General features: G+C 40.9%; 16 protein-coding genes. 12 read left to right on the top strand and 4 right to left on the bottom strand.

Going from position 1 to position 20,091, the window contains the following annotated elements; translation table 11 throughout:
- The first annotated feature begins 23 nt into the window (after positions 1-23).
- The 9 genes from accB (at position 24) to SALPA_RS08300 (ending at position 12,983) form a co-directional block, all read left to right on the top strand.
- Entirely contained in the window at positions 24-473 is a 450-nt protein-coding gene (accB, locus tag SALPA_RS08340) for an acetyl-CoA carboxylase biotin carboxyl carrier protein (RefSeq protein ID WP_145092223.1), read from the top strand.
- 50 nt (positions 474-523) lie between these two features.
- Positions 524-1,876, top strand: coding sequence for an acetyl-CoA carboxylase biotin carboxylase subunit (gene accC, locus SALPA_RS08335; protein WP_145092220.1), 1,353 nt, complete (start codon positions 524-526; stop codon positions 1,874-1,876).
- A 263-nt stretch (positions 1,877-2,139) separates the two neighbouring features.
- The gene (locus tag SALPA_RS08330; RefSeq protein ID WP_145092216.1) at positions 2,140-3,366 is read left to right on the top strand and encodes an NADP-dependent malic enzyme; all 1,227 of its coding nucleotides are present in this window, start codon (positions 2,140-2,142) and stop codon (positions 3,364-3,366) included.
- Positions 3,367-3,428: 62 nt separating this feature from the next.
- Positions 3,429-4,841, top strand: a complete 1,413-nt coding sequence (locus SALPA_RS08325; RefSeq protein WP_145092213.1) for an aspartate ammonia-lyase — start codon at positions 3,429-3,431, stop codon at positions 4,839-4,841.
- Positions 4,842-5,130: 289 nt separating this feature from the next.
- On the top strand, positions 5,131-6,411 hold the full coding sequence (glyA, locus tag SALPA_RS08320) for a serine hydroxymethyltransferase (RefSeq protein ID WP_255451030.1): 1,281 nt from the start codon (positions 5,131-5,133) through the stop codon (positions 6,409-6,411).
- Between the two features lie 167 nt (positions 6,412-6,578).
- The gene (locus SALPA_RS08315; RefSeq protein ID WP_145092211.1) at positions 6,579-7,490 is read left to right on the top strand and encodes a LysR family transcriptional regulator; all 912 of its coding nucleotides are present in this window, start codon (positions 6,579-6,581) and stop codon (positions 7,488-7,490) included.
- A gap of 296 nt (positions 7,491-7,786) precedes the next feature.
- On the top strand, positions 7,787-9,055 hold the full coding sequence (locus SALPA_RS08310) for a dicarboxylate/amino acid:cation symporter (RefSeq protein ID WP_145092208.1): 1,269 nt from the start codon (positions 7,787-7,789) through the stop codon (positions 9,053-9,055).
- A gap of 208 nt (positions 9,056-9,263) precedes the next feature.
- Positions 9,264-10,715, top strand: coding sequence for an aspartate/glutamate racemase family protein (locus SALPA_RS08305; RefSeq protein WP_145092205.1), 1,452 nt, complete (start codon positions 9,264-9,266; stop codon positions 10,713-10,715).
- 189 nt (positions 10,716-10,904) lie between these two features.
- Entirely contained in the window at positions 10,905-12,983 is a 2,079-nt protein-coding gene (locus tag SALPA_RS08300) for a methyl-accepting chemotaxis protein (protein WP_186450978.1), read from the top strand.
- Positions 12,984-13,440: 457 nt separating this feature from the next.
- Here SALPA_RS08300 and SALPA_RS08295 read toward each other — a convergent pair whose 3' ends face one another.
- The 4 genes from SALPA_RS08295 to SALPA_RS08285 all read right to left on the bottom strand — a co-directional run bounded on the left by SALPA_RS08295 (position 13,441) and on the right by SALPA_RS08285 (position 15,846).
- Positions 13,441-14,136 (bottom strand): LrgB family protein, encoded by a 696-nt coding sequence (locus tag SALPA_RS08295; protein WP_145092200.1) that lies wholly within the window; start codon positions 14,134-14,136, stop codon positions 13,441-13,443.
- Positions 14,137-14,139: 3 nt separating this feature from the next.
- A complete protein-coding gene (locus SALPA_RS08290; RefSeq protein ID WP_255451027.1) occupies positions 14,140-14,544 on the bottom strand; it encodes a CidA/LrgA family protein in 405 nt (134 codons plus the stop codon).
- Positions 14,545-14,580: 36 nt separating this feature from the next.
- Positions 14,581-14,742, bottom strand: a complete 162-nt coding sequence (locus SALPA_RS28880; RefSeq protein ID WP_186450977.1) for a hypothetical protein — start codon at positions 14,740-14,742, stop codon at positions 14,581-14,583.
- A 180-nt stretch (positions 14,743-14,922) separates the two neighbouring features.
- Positions 14,923-15,846 (bottom strand): LysR family transcriptional regulator, encoded by a 924-nt coding sequence (locus SALPA_RS08285; RefSeq protein ID WP_145092196.1) that lies wholly within the window; start codon positions 15,844-15,846, stop codon positions 14,923-14,925.
- 431 nt (positions 15,847-16,277) lie between these two features.
- On the opposite strand from SALPA_RS08285, the gene SALPA_RS08275 reads away from it, so the two are divergent.
- The 3 genes from SALPA_RS08275 (at position 16,278) to glyA (SALPA_RS08265) (ending at position 19,967) form a co-directional block, all read left to right on the top strand.
- The gene (locus SALPA_RS08275; protein WP_145092193.1) at positions 16,278-17,777 is read left to right on the top strand and encodes a histidine kinase; all 1,500 of its coding nucleotides are present in this window, start codon (positions 16,278-16,280) and stop codon (positions 17,775-17,777) included.
- A complete protein-coding gene (locus SALPA_RS08270) occupies positions 17,774-18,463 on the top strand; it encodes a response regulator (RefSeq protein ID WP_145092190.1) in 690 nt (229 codons plus the stop codon). The genes SALPA_RS08275 and SALPA_RS08270 overlap by 4 nt, the downstream gene beginning before the upstream one ends.
- A gap of 247 nt (positions 18,464-18,710) precedes the next feature.
- Positions 18,711-19,967 (top strand): serine hydroxymethyltransferase, encoded by a 1,257-nt coding sequence (gene glyA / locus SALPA_RS08265; protein WP_145092187.1) that lies wholly within the window; start codon positions 18,711-18,713, stop codon positions 19,965-19,967.
- Positions 19,968-20,091 lie beyond the last annotated feature (124 nt).

The raw sequence follows: 20,091 nt of genomic DNA, 5'->3' as shown, positions 1-20,091 counted from the left end.
AGAATGCTCAAGGAGTGAAATTGATGTTTACTATTGCTGAAATAAAAGAATTGATTAAGGCTGTGGAACAATCGTCGATCAGTCACTTTGAATGGAATAATGAAGGATCAAAACTGGTTATTGCCAAAAATTCTGCTCTGCCTGAGCAGCTACAGCCTGCTGCCGTACCGGCCTCAGCTAATCCTATTTCACAGAAAACAGCAAAACCGCCAACTCCCGAACCGGAAGAAACGGTTTTCTGCGAGATTATCTCGCCAACTGTCGGAACTTTTTATGCTGCCGCTGAACCCGGTGCCGCTCCGTTTGTAACTATTGGCGACAGAGTAGAACCGGATACTATCGTATGCATATTGGAGGCTATGAAATTATTTAACGAAGTAGCTGCTGGTGTAACAGGCGAAGTTGTGAAGGTATTGGTGAAAGACGGAGATTTCGTGGAGTATGGTCAGCCGCTGTTTTTGGTAAAGCCATAGCAGCCTCGGTTTAGCAAACAAGATCGGTAGAGGAACAAAGGAGAAAACAAATGTTCAAAAAAGTGCTAATTGCTAACCGGGGTGAAATTGCTGTCCGGATTATTAGGGCCTGTCGTGAAATGGGAATTGCTACTGTCGCTGTTTATTCGGAAGCTGATGCGCAGGCGCTGCATGTCAAGCTAGCCGATGAAGCGTATTGCATCGGTCCGGCTGCTGCCAGGCAGAGCTATTTAAATGTAGCTAATTTGCTTGCGGTGGCTGCCGCTACCCAGACTGATGCCATTCACCCGGGCTACGGTTTTTTAGCTGAGAACGCGGAATTTGCCGCAGCTTGCAGCGCCTGGGGGATAACCTTCATTGGCCCTAGTCCGGAAGCTATCAGGAGAATGGGAGCAAAAGCAGCAGCCCGGGATACTATGAAAAAGGCAGGCGTTCCCATTATTCCCGGCACAGAAGGTATTATTGAAGAAATAGAAACGGCAGTCGCTGTAGCAGAGATAATCGGCTATCCGGTGATTGTTAAGGCCACCGCCGGTGGCGGCGGCAAAGGCATGCGAGTGGCTGATAATGCTGCAGATTTAAGCCAAGCCATTCGTCAGGCGCAAAAGGAAGTAGAAGTTATTTTTGGTGATCCCGGTGTTTATTTAGAAAAGTATCTGGAAGAACCCCGGCATGTTGAAATGCAGATTATGGCCGATAGCTATGGCAATGTTGTCTATCTGGGTGAACGGGATTGCTCCATTCAGCGCCGTCATCAAAAACTGGTGGAAGAAGCGCCGTCACCGGCTCTGGATGAAAGGCTGCGCCAGCAGATGGGGCAGGTTGCCGTGCAGGCTGCCAAGGCGGTACATTATCAGGGAGCAGGCACGGTAGAATTTCTGCTGGATAAACATGGTCAATTCTATTTTATTGAAATGAATACCCGGATTCAGGTTGAGCATGCCATAACGGAAATGGTTACAGGCATTGATCTGATTAAGGAACAGCTAGCCGTGGCGGCAGGCTGCCGTCTCAGCTTTTCGCAAGCAGAAGTACAGGTAAATGGCTGGGCTATAGAATGCCGCGTCAATGCAGAAAATCCAGCCTGTAACTTTATGCCTTGCCCCGGCAAGGTAGGACGCTATCTGCCGCCTGGTGGGTTTGGTGTCAGAATTGACAGTGCTGTATACCCTGGGTATGATATCTCTCCTTTCTATGATTCTATGGTGGCAAAAGCCATTGTCTGGGGTAAAACCAGACAGGAAGCCATTGAACGGATGAAACGGGCACTTAGCGAATTTGTTATTGAGGGCGTGCATACCACCATTCCCTTTCATCAGAAACTGCTGAATCACCCCTTATTTGTTAAGGGTGAGGTGACAACAGGTTTTTTGGAAACTTATTGCAATATAATGGAAGAGTAGACAGACACAGGGATAACAACTTTGATGTGTTAGCATAAAAAGCGAGGCCTGAACCATTTTAAGTGGAGCAGGCCTCGCTTTTTATATAAGTATAGAGGGAGTTTACCAATGACACTGATGAAGATGTTCATGAAAAATTCTAAAAATAAAGACTTTTTATTATTTATATAAAGACTCTTAATTTCCCATCAAACTATTTTCGCTATATGATAATAATGAAATTAGCTTTTATGCACTGCTGATGCTATTGGAGGAATAGGAATATGGATTTAAGAGAGGACGCACTTAAACTGCATCGCGAAAAATGTGGTAAATTGGAAGTAAGAAATAAGGTGGAACTCAAAACTCGTCGTGATTTAAGTTTGGCCTACACACCGGGGGTCGCTGAACCTTGCAAAGAAATTCAAGCAGACAAAGATTTATCGTTTGAACTTACTTGCCGCGGCAATATGATTGCTGTTATTTCTGATGGTACTCGTGTATTGGGACTGGGAGATATTGGGCCGGAAGCGGCGATGCCTGTCATGGAAGGAAAAGCAGTACTATTCAAAGTGTTTGGTGATGTTGATGCTGTTCCTATTTGTCTGAATACAAAAGATCCGGACAAAATTATTGAAACAGTAAAACTGCTACAACCTTCTTTTTCAGGGATTAACCTGGAGGATTATTCTTCACCAAAATGTTATGACATTGAGGATCGTCTGAAAGAACAGATGGATATTCCTGTGTTCCATGACGATCAGCATGGAACAGCAATTGCCGCAGTATCAGCGCTTATTGGCGCGCTGCGTCTTGTTAAAAAGGAACTGGCTACTGCAAACATTATTGTTAACGGTGCTGGTGCCGCTGGTACGGCTATTGGCCGTTTACTAGTTAATGCCGGCGCTAGAAATGTTGTTATGGTTGATATTCAGGGTGCCTTGCATAAAAGTATGACTGGCCTAAACAGGGTACAAGCCGAGCTGGCTAAGGTGACTAATCTGACTCAACTAAAGGGTAACTTGGAATTGGTTTCTAAGAAAGCCGATGCAATCATTGCTGTTTCGGCTCCGGGAGCAATCACTCCAGCGATGATAAAAAATATGAACCAAGATCCAATTGTCATTGCCATGGCAAATCCGGTGCCAGAAATTAGCTATGATGAAGCCAAAGCCGCTGGCGCCAGAGTTGCCGGAACTGGGCGCTCAGATGCCCCTAACCAGGTTAATAATGTAACTGTGTTTCCCGGAATGTTTCGCGGCGCCATTGATGTGAGAGCCCGTCAAATTAACGAGGAAATGAAAATCGCCGCCGTTTACGCGATTGCCAATTTAATTCCCGAAAACGAACTTAGGGAAGACTATATAGTTCCGGATGTTTTTGATCCGAGGGTTGCGCCTGCTGTCGCTGCAGCAGTTGCCAAAGCCGCTATGGAGACCGGGGTAGCTCGAATTAAAGTTGACTCTGAAGAGATTCGAAAAAAAACAGCAGAACGCGTTAAACTAGGCTAATTCATGTATACAAAATACTGAAAACATTATTGAATTATGTAAAATAAAGTGGAGGGTTGCAGGTGCGTATTGAAAGAGATTTTCTTGGAGAAATTGAATTGCCTGATGATGTATATTATGGAATACAAACCACTCGAGCCGTAAATAATTTTGCGGTTACCGGACATAAATTAAACGAAGATTTTATCAAAGCGCTGGCTATTGTGAAGCTTGCCGCTGCAAGAGCAAATATGAAAACGGGGAGGATGCAAAATAAAATAGGTGTAGCTATCGTGCAGGCTTCCCAGGAAATTATTGATGGGCAGTGGCATGAACAATTTGTTGTCGACTGTATTCAAGGAGGAGCCGGTACCTCAATGAACATGAATGCCAATGAGGTTATTGCCAATCGGGCGCTTGAGATTTTGGGGGATAAAAAAGGCAATCAGAATTTGATTTCGCCGAATAATCATGTCAATATGGCGCAATCAACGAATGATGTTATTCCTACGGCAATCCGTATTTGTACAATTAAAAAGGCCGCTTATCTGGTTGAAGTAATGAATTCACTGATTAGCAGCTTCGAAAAAAAAGCCGGAATGTTTAACGATATTATCAAAATGGGGCGCACTCACTTACAGGATGCGGTGCCGATAACGCTGGGGCAGGAATTTGCAGCATACGCTGAAGCGCTTAAACGGGCTGTTCGACGAATCAGTGATGAACAAAGAAACTTGCATAGCATTAATATGGGAGCCACAGCAGTTGGCACAGGATTAAATGCTGAAATAGAATATATACAATATGTTGTGCAGGAAATCTCAGATTTAACCGGTCAAAATTTTGTTTCAGCATCAAATTTAGTCGATGCGACGCAAAATACAGATGATTTGGCTGCTTTTTCAGGCGTGTTAAAAGTCACGGCATTATCTTTATCGAAGATTGCTAACGATTTACGGTTGATGGCCTCCGGTCCTAAATGTGGTCTAAATGAACTTGCATTACCAGCAATGCAGCCAGGATCATCGATAATGCCAGGAAAAGTAAATCCAGTTATTCCGGAAATGGTTAACCAGGTTGCCTTTCAGGTTATTGGTAATGATCATGCAATCAGCTTAGCGGTGGAAGCCGGACAGTTTGAGTTAAACGTAATGGAACCTGTCCTAGCCTATAGCTTATTTAACTCACTAACCATTATGACCAACGCAGTTAACATATTTAATAGTAAATGTATTCAAGGTATTGAAGCCAATGAAGCACGCTGCCGCGAACTGGTCGATAATAGCATTGGTCCAATCACTGCGCTATTGCCACATATTGGCTATGAATTGGCTTCCGCGATTGCGAAAGAAGCACAAAAGAGTGGTAAGCCCGTAAAAGAAATCGTTTTAGCCAAAGATATTATTTCAGCTGAGCATTTGGATGTTATATTGTCGCCAACAGAAATGACAAGACCAGGTATTGCCGGAAAAGAATATCTCAAAACTGCTGGCTAAGAAAACTAGCGTTTGACTTCCGCTTTTGCCAACACACCACCCGCCTGCAAAAATCTTTAACGCGTTGTATATAGTAAAATAACGATATTTTATTATACGCATAAATTCTCTTAATTTCCCTTTGCGATATAATTAGTTTATTATCAAAATAGACACCCGGGGAATATAGTGACTTATTATTCAACCAACTGATATATTTTATTTTCTGTCGCTGCAGGGCAGAACAGTTGGTTTTACATTGATTTTATATTCAGAATAAGTTTAAAAAAATACTAGATGAGGTGTTTTTATGGAACGAGAAGAAATTATGAATGTTCTTGGGAAATTTGATCTAGAAATGACAATGTTGGCTAAACAAGAAGAAGAACGGCAGCGGTCAACTATTAATATTATTGCCTCGGAAAATTTTGCCTCTCCGCTTTCCACTTGCCTAGAAGGTGGCATTTGGGCAAACAAAAATGCGGAAGGTTATCCTGGAAAACGCTTTGTTGCCGGATGCGAATTGGTAGACAGGGTTGAGAACTTGGCCATAGAAAGACTGAAAGAACTTTTTCAATGTGAATATGCTAATGTTCAAGCAATGAGTGCTACTGTAGGAAACGTAGCAATAATGAATGCGGTGCTAAAACCGGGAGATACGATCTTATCAATGGAATTAAGTCATGGAGGACATCTGAGTCACGGTGCTTCCTTCCATTACAGCGGCAAAACTTTTAATGCCATACATTACGGGGTTAATAGGGAAACAGAACAAATTGACATGGACGAGGTAAGAAGATTAGCGATTGAGCATAAGCCGAAGATGATTATTTGTGGGACATCTTCTTATCCACGTTTAATTGATTATGCAGCATTTTCTGAGATTGCTAAATCAGTAGGCGCCGTATTTTTTGTCGACCTTGCTCATAATGTGGGGTTAGTTGCTGCTGGCGCAATACCATCGCCTGTTCCCTATGCAGACATTGTTTCTTCATCAACTCATAAAACATTTAGGGGACCTCGTGGCGGAGGAATTATTTTATGCAAAAAAGAATTGGCTGGTAAAATTGACAGAGCGTTATTTCCAGGGCTGCAAGGAGCTGCTAAAATGGATATGATCGCAGCCCGTGCAGTACTTTTTAAAGAGTGTATGACCAAGGAGTTTAAACGCTATGGCAAACAGGTAATTGCCAATGCTGTAGCTTTAGCGAATGGCTGCTTAGCTGAGGGGCTGCGGTTAGTAGCTGGTGGCACTGAGACACATCTTGTTGTAGTTGACGTTACTAATTTGATTCCAACAGGAAAACAAGCGGAAGAAGTATTGGCTTCTATCGGAATTATATGTAACAAAAATGGAATACCATTTGATTCCCAGCCACTTACTTTGGCAAGTGGTATTCGAATTGGCAGTCCGTTCATGACAACTCGTGGTATGAAAGAGAAAGAAATGTTCCAGGTCGGAACTCTCGTAGGACAAGCCTTGAGATATTATAATGACGCTGGTGTATTAGATAACATACGCAAGAAAGTAGCGGATTTGGCAGCAAGATATCCGCTCTTTGCCGATGAATGGATGCCTAAAGCCAATTAAAGCAATTTATACTAACACCAATAGCAGTGGTACCTTGCAAAGCTTCAAGGTGCCGCTGTTATTGTATGTTGTGTTAATGTGATAACATTCATTCAAACAAACTATGGTATTTTTTAAAGATATAGTTTATCCTAAATAATAAGTAGCTTCACTAGGGGGATCAACCTGTGGATATTCAACTATTTAGGACTTTTTTATTGGTGGCAAAGCTAGGAAGCATTACACATGCCGCGGAACAGCTTAATTTTACTCAACCAGCCATTACCGCTCAGATACGAACGTTAGAAGGGCACTTTGGTGTGTCGCTGTTTGACCGGGTTGGCAAGAAGAGAGTGCTTATAAATAGTGCGGGACAAGACTTGGTCGCATATGCAGAAAGATTATTAGCTGTCTATGATGAGATGCATGTTTCCTTACAACCTCAATCGAGCAGGGCGGAGCCAATTAAAATAGGTTCTTCTACAGATATGGCTAGTTATGTATTACCTTCAGTTTTACGAGAATTTCAATGCCGGACCATTAAAGGCATAATTAGTGTAGATATTCGTACATTCCTATCAGATACTGTCAAGGCTCTTTTGGATAATACCTTTGATCTCATTATTGTCAATAGCAAGATTTCTAATGAGCAACTTATGCAGTTTTCCTTATTTCAAGAAAGGCTTGTATGGGTGGCGCAGCGCGAATTAGTGGCAGGCAGCGGTGGTTGTATTGATATTGCCAGTTACCCTTTCATTAATTTTCGTCCAGGCTCTGTGTACAGGTCCAAATATGAAGAGATATTGAAAGAAATGAAGGTCAATCCTAGCTTGGAGTATAGCGATGCTTCATCCATATTACGCGCCGTACTTGATGGGTTAGGAATTGGAGTACTGCCGTATGTTTTGGTAGCTCCTTTTTTAGCAAATGGGACACTTATTGAGTTTGTTAATGCACCGCAATTGCATGTTGTTATTTCCTTGGCTTTCCATAAAAATAAGGTGCTTTCGCCGGCGATGCGAGCCCTCCTTTCCATATTTGGTGAGAAGGCTAATCTTGAAAGTGGTATTGCAGAGTATCTGGAATCTATGCGCGGATAGCAATTATTCCTAAGTATAAAGTGAATAAAATTATCATGAATTGTAAGAAGATTGCGTAATCCTTGCCGGAAAGCGTAATCTTTTTTCTTTTTTATAAAATAAATCTTTTTTATTATGACATAACGATTAGTGATTTCCCCTTCCGTAAATTATCAGCTATGATTAATCTCGAATAGTAGAATTATTCTGTGATTAGTTGCAGCATACTATCTACTTGTGGCAGTAGCCGGGTAAGGGGGGAGTTTTCGCAATACTGCATTCTGTAGAAAAAAGAGAAGAAGGAGATGCATGGTAATATGGAAAATGTTGAAAAAAGCAAATCTGTCAAAAAATCCAAAATACCCTTATGGGCACAAATTATGATTGGACTTGTTCTCGGCTGTGTCATTGGCTTAGTATGGCCTACGATTGGTGCAGCGCTCCAACCTATAGGGACAGCTTTCATTAAAGCGATAAAAATGATTGTTATCCCATTAGTCTTTGCGTCTGTTACCCTGGGCATATATAAAATGGGGTCTAATTTTAAACAACTTGGTCGGTTAGCACTCTTGTCCTTCGGCTATTTTTATACGGCTACCGGCTTGTGTATTGTTCTTGGTATTGCACTAAACGCAATATTCCATCCTGGAGCAGGGGTTGCTTTAGAAGCCACAGGCAATATTCCGGCAAATCTTGCTAAGGCCATTAACTGGACCCAGTTTTTTCTTGATCTTATTCCCGATAATGTGATTATGTCAGCAGCCAATCAAAAAATTATTCCTACTTTATTTTTCGCTATCTGCTTTGGTGTTTCATTGGCCAATATTGGTGAAAAGGCAAAGCCTGTTGTTAATTTGCTGGAAAGTATTATGGAAGCTATGTTCAAGCTAACTCAAGGTATTATTGCTTTTTCTCCTATAGCAGTTGCTGGAATTATGGCTTGGGTATTTGCTACCCAGGGTGGCAGTGTTCTCTACGCTATGGCAAAACTTGTCGGCGTGTTCTACATTGGTATGTTGGTTGTAATGGTCGCTTTCTGGATCATGACTTACATGATCGGACTAAAACCGATTGAAACGACCAAACAAATCTCAGAACCGCTTCTTCTTGCATTTACTACTTGCTCATCAGAAGTAACCCTTCCTTCGCTTATGCAAATTTTGCAACGCATGGGGATTCCTAATAAAGTTGTTTCCTTCGTTGTACCGTTAGGATACAGTTTTAATACTGATGGTTCTGCTTTTTATCAATCCTTGACTGTATGTTTCTTAGCGGAAGCCTACGGACTTAACCTTGATCTCCCGTCCATTCTGACCATTCTATTAACTACCCTTATCGCTAATAAAGGGACTGCGAACGTAACGGCTGCTTCCTTGGTAATTCTATCGGTTATACTCACATCAATTGGATTACCGATTGAAGCTATGGCCATAGTAGCTGGTGTTGACCGTTTCATTGATATGGGACGAACTTGTATCAATGTATTTGGCAATACAATTGCTGCCCTTTTGCTCCATAAGTTTGCTGGTAAAGGAATAGTTGATGATATCCCGGAAGCGGAAAAAGACTCATCAATACCTGCCTGATCTATAGTCAATTCACATTACTAAGTTTGACAAGACAATGCCTCGAAGGTAGCGATGTGTAAGCATATCTCTGAATAAGTGTGTGTGCAGTATTTGTAGGATAAAGCAAGCGCTTACTAGCAAGTGCTGCACATCTCTTTTCGGTTGTTGCCCTTGACTATTCTGCAAAACAACGATCATTTATCTAACATATGGGGTGGGGGTTAAAATGACAGGTGAAAGAAAATGTTTTGGGATTATCGGTGGTTTAGGAGCATTAGCTAGTGCTGATTTTTATAATAAGCTAGTCAAATCTATACCTAACCGCAACAGTAAGGATCTGGTGGGGATTGTCATTGAACAACATCCATTTGCCGAAAATGATAAAGCAGGCGATGAAAACGCTAACCTGAATGCCCGAAAATTATACGTATTTGATATGCTGAAGGAGTTTGAACGAAGGAAAGTAAACACCGTTATATTGCCTTGCTTTATTTGTCATACATTTTTTGATGAATTGGTTTCTGAGACCGAACTTCCTGTAATTAATATTATGGAAGCGCTGCACACCCATATATTCTGGAAATACAGCAAGGTGCGCAAACTTGGTATACTTACTTCTGATTTTGTGCGGAAGCAGGTCTTGTTTGAGCATTATTTTGCCACAGAAAACTATGAATTGTTGTATCCGAACCCGGAAGCCCAGAAACAGCTAATGCAAGCGGTTTATGGTGAAACTGGCATCAGATCAGGTTTATATCAACAGAGTAACTCGCTGGAACTGCTAATCCACGCATGCCAGGATCTTATTGAGCAGGGAGCCGATTTAATTGTACCGGGCTTTACGGAACTGGCTTTTGTTACTGAGGAACTTCAGTTACGAGGAATGCCAATTTTTGATGTCAATCAGGTTTATGCTCAATATGCGATTGATAGTAATGACGTAACAAGTGATAAGGCTTATAAAATTGGTATTGTTGGTGGCGTGGGGCCATCGGCAACTGTTGATTTTATGGATAAAATTATTCGCAATACAGATGCCAAAAAGGATCAAGAGCATATTAAAATGGTTGTTGAACATAACCCGCAGATCCCTGATCGTACAAGAAATCTTATTGGAGATGGTCCAGACCCTACGATTGCGCTTTACTCAGCATGTAAGAAATTGGAGTCAAATGATGCTAATATTATCGCCATCCCGTGTAATACGGCCCATGCTTTCGTAAAACGGATACAACCCTACCTGTCTATTCCGATTATTAATATGCTATACGAGACCGTCGAGCATATCAAGAAATACTATAATGACAGAAAGACAATAGGTTTGCTTGCTACCGATGGTACGATAAAGAGCAAAGTCTATCACGAGGTAGTGGCCAAAACTGAATTTAGCATCCTGGTACCTGAAGAAGAGTATCAAGCAAAAGTTATGAACGCTATTTATGGGGAAAAAGGGGTCAAGGCTGGTTATACGGCTGGAGTATGTAAAACTGATTTGCTAATGGCTGTAGAACATCTTGTCCAAAAAGGGGCAGAGATAATAATTTTGGGCTGTACCGAACTACCGTTACTTTTGTCAGAAAGCCCGGATTACCAGATTCTTGATAAAAGCGTAGCGGTCCTGGATCCAACAGAGATACTTGCTCGGAAATGTGTCAGTCTAAGAAATAGTAAACTGTAAGGTCTGTTCTGTGCCAGCGCCCTATTGACTTACTATTTATAGTCTATAGGGTGTTGCTTTTTTATTTGGATTATTTCACAAACCATAAGTCACGTTACTATACAGGTAAATAAGTAATTAATCCGCTATAGTCACATTTGGCTAATATGACATGGCGTGGGTTAGTGTGAGAGGATGAGATATAGAAATATGTTAAAATCTATACGTTATCAACTCGTCATAATGATCTGGTCAATGGTAATTCTTACTCTTGGAGTATTCATGTGCATCAGTTATTACTTAGTTTCTTCTAACTTTGAAACTCATATGAAAGAGACTAATGCCGTCGTCGCAGAAGGGTTGGCAGCTAACATTAGTCAATTTCTGCAAAATGCTTACAATTTGAATACTGAGCTAGCGGTTCACCCTGCTATAGTAGAGGGTAATCCTGAAAAACAAAAGGAGCTATTAGTAGCGACAGTGAAGAAATACCCTTTTTTTCAATTACTTGTTAGCCATGACATGAAGGGTGATCAAACTGCGAGGTCTAGTGGTACTTTAGGTAATCGATCTGACCGTTGGTGGTTCAAAAAATTTATTGCAGAAAAAAAACCATACATAACCAAATCGTATTATTCGGCTTCGTCGCAAACAGCAGTTACTACGTCTATACAAGGTATGTATATGGGTAATAACCTTATTGGCATATTGAATGCAGATATTGAAACAAGTACACTGCAGGAAATGGTGGAAAAGTATAATTCGGGTCCAGGTAGTTATGCTTATCTTTTAGATGGCGATGGTGTAGTTGTAGCTCATCCTGATAAGCAGCAGGTCTCGGAACTTTACAACTATAAGCTGCAAAAGAAAACAGTGCTGCAAAAAGATAATCAGGGCAACGTTATTAAGGATGAAAAAGGCGATGATAAAGTAGAGAAAGTAGACTTTACAGTTCCTTCTAATTTAAAAAGTATTGTTGACAAGGTTCTGGAAGGTCAGGTGGGGGTTGGTGAATATACTGATCTTAATGGTGACGAGTATGTTTGCGCTTACCGTACAGTTCCTTTACCAGGAACTTCTGATCCATGGAGCTTAATTATGGTTCAGAAAAAGAGCTCTGCTTTGTCGTTTCTAAATAGTATAGTGAAGCAAAATATTTTGGCAGGTTTTTTAGTGTTGCTTCTTTCATCAATAGTGACATATTGGTTTTCTAATAGACTCACCCGTCCGCTTATTGCTATAGCGGGTGCAACAGAACGTATTAAGGACGGCGATTTTACCGAATTGGTTGACGTTAAATCTTCTAACGAGATTGGCATTGTAGCTAGAAACTTTAACAAGATGGTAGGTGATTTACGCGTCTTAATAAAGGATATATCTGAGTCTACTGAATTAGTAGCAGCTTCATCACAAGAGTTGACCGCCAGCAGCAGTGAAACCATGCATGCGGCCAATCAGGTAACTAAAACCGCTGGAGCTGTGGTTGCTAATATTCAGGAGCGACGATCGACGATACAAGAGATTTCCCGGACACTAGATAATATATCCAACGATATTCAACAATCGGCTAGCCGGTCTCAAGCCATAATCTCTGTAGCGCACAAAACTACAGTGGCTACGTCTGCAGGTCAACAAACAGTCGAACATGCTATTAAGCAAATGAGTCATGTAAGTACCAGCACAGAAGAAGTAACAAGCACGGTAAGTGAGCTTACAAAGAGTTCCCAACGTATTGGTGAAATAGTCAGTGTTATCTCGGGGATTGCTGGACAAACCAACCTGTTAGCTTTAAATGCTGCAATTGAAGCAGCACGGGCTGGTAAACATGGCCAAGGATTTGCAGTAGTGGCCGAGGAAGTACGAAAACTGGCCGAACAGTCTCAACAAGCTGCTAAACAAATTAGTATTTTGATTAGTGAAAATCAAGTTAACATTGACAAAGCTGTGCAAGCTATGAATTCTGAAATAGCCACTGTAGGAAATGGCATCGATAGCGTAAATGCGGCAGGCCAAACATTTAGGGATATTGCTAAGCATATTCGAGAACTCTCAGAATATATTTTGGGAATAGTTGCATCTATGGAAAAGACTGCAGAAAATAGTGATCAAATTACAACATATATTGAGGAGATTGGTACCATATTTCAGGCTACCACAGAACAGATGGAAACGGTTTCGGTAGCTTCACAAGAGCAGTCTGCGTCGATAAGTCAAGTTACAGGTGCTACCCAAAACTTAGCGGAAATGGCTCAAAAGCTTGCTCAGGCTGTTGGAAAGTTTAAGGTTTAATATGAAGTTTACTATTGCGAAGTAACACCGAAAGGGGTAGCTTCGGCGGTTTTTATTGGCATAAATTCGTTTTACAGATCCAATGGGACTGGCTAAAATTGTTATCGATTCAAAGTCCTTTTTTGAGAATTGAAAATAGTAAGAAAGGTATTGTTCAAGAAAAGCAGAGTATCGGATGATTTCGATTGTGCTACTATAAGGTAGCCGTTGCTGGAGGTCAGATGTGAAAAATGAGCGTAATATAAAATCGAAAAAGCGTAAATGCTGTACACCGAATTACGGTGTACAGCATTTAGAAAAAAACACGGGGACAGGGACACTGTTTCTATGTTGATAGTTGAATAATTAAAACATTATCCCTGTCCCTGTGTTTCTTCTCCCCGTGTTTCTTCCCAATTGCGCTAAAAAAATTAGCGTAATTGGAAGCCTCGTTGATTTAGGGATTAAGGTATAAACTTTAGGTTGTACCCATCAGTTGCAATAGAAACGGTACAAACTCAGGGGCAAGAAGGGTTGTAATAATGCCTGTGAATATCATTGCCAGACTGGCAATGGCTGTTTCCGTTTTTCCATATTCCTGTGCTTTGGCAGTACCTGTTCCGTGAGCGGACACACCAAGAATTAAGCCTTTTGTTATGGGGCTGACATGTTTCAGCCAGCGGAAAACCAAGGGGCTCAGCATACTGCCGGTAATACCTGTGAAAATTACAAAAGCGGCTGTGAGCGAGGGAATTCCGCCAAGCTGTCTGGACACATCAATAGCAAGCGGAGTGGTAATAGAGCGGGGTGCAAGACTCTCCATCAGCTGAGGATCTAAATGTAATAGCTTTGAAATCAGCAGTGAGGATACCATGGCAAAAACCGCACCACAAACAATGCTAACGACAAATTCTGGCAAATAGAACCGGAGGATTCTTCTGTATTTATATAATGGCACAGCCAGAGCTACCGTTGCTGGCTGTAGCATAGAACTTAACCAAGAAGCTCCAGGCTCATACAAATCGTAGGAAATATCAAATAGCTTCAAGCCGGCAATTAGAAGAATTGGGCAACTAAGTATTGGCAGCAGAAACACTGATGAATAGCGGTGATAAAAATGCTGCACCAACTTGTAGAGTATAACTGTTATAAAGACACTTATCAGTGCAAACATGGATTACCTCTTTTCCCGATAGCGCATGAGTGTTTCTGTTATAGTCCCTACTACCAGCATAACTCCTAGCGTGCTAATGGTAATAACCAAAAAGAACGCTAACCCGTTTTGTTTCAGTAGCGGCTCAAATTGAATAACAGCAACCGCTGAGGGAATAAAAAAAAGAACTAATTCGGCAATTAATAGGCTGGCTCCGGACTCAACCCAGCTGAGCGGCAAAATTCGTAATTCCAGGGCAATAAACAAAAAGACAATACCAAGGATATTTCCCGGTATTCCCCAGGCTATATTCCGGGAAATGAGATTGCCCAGCCAGGCGATTACCACTAAAAAACTTATTTGGGCAACAATTTTTAAAAGCATCTTGGCCTTTGCCAGAAATACCGGCGGCACTGTAGCTGTTTTCATACAATCTATTTTCATAGAATATGGAAAATGGTTTGCTTAAGACGGAACAGCAATTTCCCAGAACCATTTTTCGCGGGTAATATCACGAGAAATAAGTTTTTTCGTAGCAACAGTGGTGTTATCAGTGTCATATTTCTTTGTTTCAGCTTGCTCCTGAGTATTTGTTGGGCCCAGTACAGTTTTAGTTGCAGTGCTCATATAGATAGCCTCCTTTAATTACGCACAATTTCTTGTATTGTGTTTTATTGTACTGTCATCGCTCGTGCAAGTGAAATATATGTTACGCATAGGCCTATTCTCATTGAGAATGAGTCTGTATAATTCTGATCAGTGTGAAAATTAGTAAAAACAATAAAAACTGAGACTGCAGGAGCAGCCTCAGTTTTTATTTGCAATAATATCAATATCCATATCTTTAAAACCAGAAAAAGTACGGGCAAACTGAATCCACTGACGGGCGGAATGCGGAAGATAGCGGCCTTTTTTCCATATAACTCCAAATTGCAAGTGAATCGGTTTTCCGGCCAACGGCCTGCTGACTACCTGACTGCTATCCAATTGACGGCAAATGCGGGTTGGCAAAAGGACAATTCCCACATTGGCAGCGACGATTTGAATCATAAATTCTAACTGTGAAGTTTCAAACATGATTTTGGGGTCAAAGCCTTCACTACGGCAACGTTCAATAATCTGGTTATGCAGCCGGAAATCTTTGCTATACAGCACAAAGGATTCTTCCGCCAAATCGGATATAGCAACTGTTGAACGGGCTGCCAAAGAATGTTCGGGATGCACGACCACTTCCAACGAATCACGTGTAAGCCAAAACATCTCATATAATTCTTCATTGGTAACCGGTGCCGATACTATACCGATATCCAATTCACCCTCCTGAATACTTTTTTCAATTGTTATTGAACCAAACTCAAACAACTGAAATTCAATATTAGGATGTTCTTTCTTAAAAACCCCCAGCACTTGTGAGAACATAGTTACACTGGTAATCGGCGGAAAACCTATGCGGATTTTACCCGACTTTTCCGCTAACAAACCATCAATGTTAGTAGTAAGGTTATCAAACAACACAACAATTTGCTGTGCTTGCTCCAAAAAGACAATGCCGGCATCGGTCAGTTCCACATGCTTGGTATCACGATAAAACAATTCAATGTTCATTTGCGTTTCTATTTCTTTGATCATTTTACTAATTGACGGTTGGGAGATATGAATTTGCTCGGCTGCTTTTGTGAAATTCCCGCAGCGGGCCACCGCCATAAAACACTCCAAATGTCTGATTTCCATAATCAATGCTCCTCATTTCGCACGGGCAGCGAGCTTTACAGCCCGGTACACTTCATATGTAAAAAACAAATGCGAATAATATATTCTATATAAATTAAATAGATCGTGTCAATGAAAATAACTAAATCCAGGGCCATATGAAGGCTTCAATTTATCCCGAGCGGACATTCAGATGCAGGACCAGGCATTGCAGATACAGGTTTGGTGATGCAGTCTGGTTATTCTACCGCACCTGATTACATTTGCAAACTCGGTTTTGGATCAGGGATGGGTCTAGCTACTATTGTTAGATATTATGTGTTGCGGCATATCATAGTATTGCTTATTGAAAAGAATATAAGTTATCCTTAGTAAAGGATAGTAAATATCTGTTTTTCTTGTTCTTATCCTGGCAATGATGACAAGCTCAAGCTAAAAAAGGGGGTGCAGGCATGAAAATTCAAAAAACGGAGTGGGGTTATATTGAGTGGCTGTATACGCACGAGGAGAGTAGCGCGAAGCAGTCCATGAATGTAGGAATCGTTGTAATCCTGCCAGACAAGCACCAATACCGCCATACGCATACAGACGAGCAACTGTTGTATATACTTGACGGCGAAGGTATTTATACCATAAACGATGAAATCATGCATCTTCATAAAGGAATGTACGTTTACATGGAGGCAGGTACTGCTCATGAAACGATAAATACGGGTACGGTGCCTATCAGAGAATTGTTAGTTTCCAATCCCATTTACTATGAACCACAGATTGTCATCGACAAATATAATACACAAAGTATTGTTACACCAAGCAACTTATACACTGCTGTAGAAGCAATACGAACGAATTTAATCGAAACGCTCAATACGCCATTCACAATATACGATGAAACTTGGTCAGTTGTGTTGCAGAGCCGAGTATTTCCCAACTTTTGCATGACGAAATGCAATCCAGACAAAACTCAAACAGATTGTGCTTGTATGCTTCAGCAAATCTATCGAGGTGCGAAACAGTTGAAATGTGATCAATTTGTCTGTCCGCACGGTATGACTGTCTATCATTTTCCGATTATATACAAAAACAAGTGCATTGGTGTAATTCGCGGAGGTCATATTTTATTATCCGATTCAGAGCATGATCATCCTGAGGGTTTATATGATACACCGCAAAGCACTGCAATTGGGATTCGCCGTCTACTTAGGCAAGTTGCGAAAAACATTGCAAGTTTTTGCGAGTTTGATGCTGCACGACGGGAATTGCAAGAGAAGGAGAATGCAATTGCGCAAACTGTATACCACAAAGAACAGCTCGCGGAGAATCTGCGTGTGGCACAGGATACTGTTACCAATCTTAAGATTAACCATCATTTTTTGTTTAATACATTAAATTCTATGGCAAATATGGCATTGAAGAGTAATTCAGATGACCTTTACGGCGCAATTATTGATCTTGCCAAGATGTTTCGCTATACTATGAAATCTAACTTGCGTTTTGTAGCACTTGATTCTGAACTGGGATATCTGGAAAACTATTTGAACTTGCAACGTTTGCGTTATGGTCAAGCACTTTCTATCGAATACAATATAAACGATGAATTGAGGTATATTGCCGTTCCATTTAACTTCTTGCAGCCCATAGTAGAAAATGCATTTACCCACGGATTTCGTAACTGTGATTTGCAAAAGCGTATTAGAATACAGGTGGAAAAATATGAAGAATGTGCGGTTATTTCTATATATAATAATGGTACAGTTTTAGATAATGTTACGCTCAATCGAGTGACAAAAGGGATAAGGGGCAATACTGGGCATGGCTTGTCTTTGATTTATACTAAACTGCACTCTGCTTATGGCGAAGATTTCAACATGAATATTAGGTCAGTTTGTAAAGAAGGAACATGCGTTTCTATTCGCGTGCCAATCAAACTGTATGAGGAGGCAGAAACATGATACGAGCAATTATTGCCGATGATGAACAGGCGGTGGCTTCAATTATTTGCCACTTCATCGAAAAAGAATGTTTGCCAATCAAGATTGTAGGGACGGCGGCAGATGGAAGGCAAGCGGTTAAACTCATCAAAGAAGAGCATCCTGAACTGATATTTCTTGATATTCAAATGCCGATTATGAACGGTTTTGAAGTAATGAAGGCTGAGACAGAGCCACACTTTATCATCATTACTGCTTATGAATCTTTCCAATATGCACAGCAGGCCTTACGCCTCGGTGCATGTGATATTATACTTAAACCTATTGAGTATAAGCAGTTCCTGCAAGCGATTAATCGGGCCATTGGCTGGAAGTTTACATCAAATACGACAGTTAACGGAATACTAGAGTACATCCATTTAAACTATGCGCAAAAAATTTCTCTGGAACAGTTAGCACAAATGTTCTATACCACGCCTAGTCACATCGCAAGGTTATTTAAAGGTTACATGGACCTGAGCATTGTTACGTATATACACCAAGTACGAATCAAGGAAGCAAAGAAATTGCTGATGGAACAATGCTGTAGTGTGAAAGACACAGCGGAGCGTACGGGATATGATAGTTTGAATAATTTTTATAAGTATTTTAAAATGTATACAGGAATGACACCTGCTACGTTTATTCAGCAAAATAAAGATTTATAAAAAATAAAATTGCCAAAGAAAACTGTAACTATTTAGTTGCAGTTTATTTGTTTTTTATGGAAAGAAAAGTTTGATTAAACGCAATGTCTTGAAAAAAGCATAGTAGAGCCTCTCAAAATATAAATTGTGAAAATAAGCAATATCGATAAAAAATCGTGCTATTTTGATAATATATTTGTCTACAGTTTATATTTATAATCAGAATATAGTAATTTTTCAAATCATCAAGGAAAAAAGAGGTGTATTTATGTTAAAAACTACACGTGTTACTGATCCTGAATTATATGACATTGTTGCCGCTGAATTGAATCGTCAGGTGCATAACATTGAGATGATTGCTTCAGAGAGTACGGCTCCCCTTGAGGTGCTTGAATTAAGTGGCAGTATTTTTACCAACAAGACCACTGAAGGGTATCCGGGTGCTCGTTTTCAGGCTGGCTCGCAAGAAGCTGATCGTGTTGAAAGCTTAGCAATTGAACGTGCCAAAAAAGTATTTGGTGCTGATCATGCTAACCTGCAAACCTATTCGGGCTCGACTGCTAATTATGGCGTGTTCTCTGCAATACTCAATCCAGGCGATATCGTTTTAAGCATGCGTCTTGATCAGGGCGGTCATTTGACTCATGGCAGCCCCGTTAATTTTCTTTCCAAAGTTTATAACTATGTATTCTATGGTGTAGACCCCAAAACTGAACAGATCGATTACGATGCTCTGGAAAAGAAGGCGGAAGAAACCAAACCTAAGTTAATCATCGCAGGTGCAAGTTCCTATCCACGTTTGATTGACTATGAGCGCATGAGTAAAATCGCTAAAAAAGTAGGCGCGTATTTGATGGTGGATATGGCTCATGTCGCTGGTTTGGTAGCAGCAGGTGTTATTCCCAGTCCAGTTCCGTATGCGGACTTTGTTTCTTCATCTACAACTAAGACTTTTTGTGGCCCAAGAAGCGGTATCATATTGTGTAAGGCAGAACATGCCAAGGCCTTAGACAAAGGTGTTTTTCCGGGGACGGTAGGTTCGATTCACCTCGCAACCATTGCAGCGAAAGCATTTTCTTTGCGTTATGCGGCGACCCCTGAATTTCGTGCAATTATGGAACAAGTAGTTGCTAATGCAAAAAAATTAGCTGAAGAATTAACTTCACACGGTTTTCGTATTGTCAGCGGTGGCACAGATAATCACATTGTCATGGTTGATTTACGACCTAAAGGTATTACAGGAAAATTATTCCAGAATGCTCTCGAATATGTTGGTATCACTGTCAATAAAAACATGATTCCATTTGATCCAGAAAAACCCTCTATTACAAGCGGCGTTCGAATTGGTTTGACCTCTATCTCCCAACGTGGTTTAAAGGAGTCTGAAGTTATAGAAATAGCAGCAATTATGAATCAAGTTGCAAAGGCTCCGGAAGATCAGGCTAACTTAGATGCCTGTAAGGCAAAAGCTGAGGCACTGATTGCACATTTTCCTCTATATCCAGCAGGAGCATTTGAGGACTAATTGATTGTATGACAATTTAATACAGCACTTGGTACTTTTTTTGAAAGCCAAGAAGAAGGTACAGCTTGGCCATCTTCTTGGCTTTCTTTCGCTAGACAGAGTATAAAACAATCGAATTTACAGA

Origin of the sequence: Sporomusa sp. KB1 (assembly GCF_007830295.1) — a bacterium.
GTDB lineage: Bacteria > Bacillota > Negativicutes > Sporomusales > Sporomusaceae > Sporomusa.
Note: the sequence above shows the minus strand (reverse complement) of the source record. Positions and strands in the feature narration are given on the sequence as shown.

Coding starts and splice junctions, on each gene's coding strand:
- glyA (WP_145092187.1), top strand. CDS start 18,711: ATGTTAAAAACTACACGTGTTACTGATCCTGAATTATATGACATTGTT.
- SALPA_RS08285 (WP_145092196.1), bottom strand. CDS start 15,846: ATGGAAATCAGACATTTGGAGTGTTTTATGGCGGTGGCCCGCTGCGGG.
- glyA (WP_255451030.1), top strand. CDS start 5,131: ATGGAACGAGAAGAAATTATGAATGTTCTTGGGAAATTTGATCTAGAA.
- SALPA_RS08310 (WP_145092208.1), top strand. CDS start 7,787: ATGGAAAATGTTGAAAAAAGCAAATCTGTCAAAAAATCCAAAATACCC.
- accB (WP_145092223.1), top strand. CDS start 24: ATGTTTACTATTGCTGAAATAAAAGAATTGATTAAGGCTGTGGAACAA.
- SALPA_RS08305 (WP_145092205.1), top strand. CDS start 9,264: ATGACAGGTGAAAGAAAATGTTTTGGGATTATCGGTGGTTTAGGAGCA.
- SALPA_RS08295 (WP_145092200.1), bottom strand. CDS start 14,136: ATGTTTGCACTGATAAGTGTCTTTATAACAGTTATACTCTACAAGTTG.
- SALPA_RS08275 (WP_145092193.1), top strand. CDS start 16,278: ATGAAAATTCAAAAAACGGAGTGGGGTTATATTGAGTGGCTGTATACG.
- accC (WP_145092220.1), top strand. CDS start 524: ATGTTCAAAAAAGTGCTAATTGCTAACCGGGGTGAAATTGCTGTCCGG.
- SALPA_RS08330 (WP_145092216.1), top strand. CDS start 2,140: ATGGATTTAAGAGAGGACGCACTTAAACTGCATCGCGAAAAATGTGGT.
- SALPA_RS08270 (WP_145092190.1), top strand. CDS start 17,774: ATGATACGAGCAATTATTGCCGATGATGAACAGGCGGTGGCTTCAATT.
- SALPA_RS28880 (WP_186450977.1), bottom strand. CDS start 14,742: ATGAGCACTGCAACTAAAACTGTACTGGGCCCAACAAATACTCAGGAG.
- SALPA_RS08290 (WP_255451027.1), bottom strand. CDS start 14,544: ATGAAAACAGCTACAGTGCCGCCGGTATTTCTGGCAAAGGCCAAGATG.
- SALPA_RS08300 (WP_186450978.1), top strand. CDS start 10,905: ATGTTAAAATCTATACGTTATCAACTCGTCATAATGATCTGGTCAATG.